The sequence below is a fragment of the Nocardia sp. TBRC8007 genome, from assembly GCF_056629435.1.
Window position 1 is genome coordinate 1 of record NZ_JBWSOR010000171.1, and the last position, 417, is coordinate 417.

Here is a 417-nt window from a genome sequence, read left to right on the forward strand (position 1 = left end):
GGGCGGAGATCGGGTCGGTGTTGCGGCATGCCGAATACGATATTTCCGATATTCGGGCGGATATCGGGCGTGCGGGTGGAGATCCGGCGGTGACGGGTCTGGTCGTGAATATTTTTCCGTTTTTGCCGGTGTTGTCGTTTCCGGGTGGGTGGGCGGTTTTTCGTCCTTTGATGTTGCCGGTGGGGGATATGACGGTCGCGCTCATGTACGACTTGGATTCGGGGAGTGATCTGCAGATCCGGGTGGAGGCCGATGGTCGGTTGTATTGCGTGGATGATCTGCGGTGTTTCATCGGTGCGGTGGCGGCGTGTGTGCGGCGGGTTGTCGCGGATCCGGTGCGGCCGTTGGTCGGGATCGATGTGGTGGACCCGGTCGAGCGTGGGCGGGTGGTTGGGGAGTGGAATGCGGCTGTGGTGC

The 417-nt window shown here is 61.9% G+C and carries 1 protein-coding gene; it reads left to right on the top strand.

The window, feature by feature from the left end:
• Positions 1 to 417: hypothetical protein (locus ACX4ZE_RS23145; RefSeq protein WP_480275580.1), on the top strand; the 417-nt coding region annotated here is incomplete at both ends.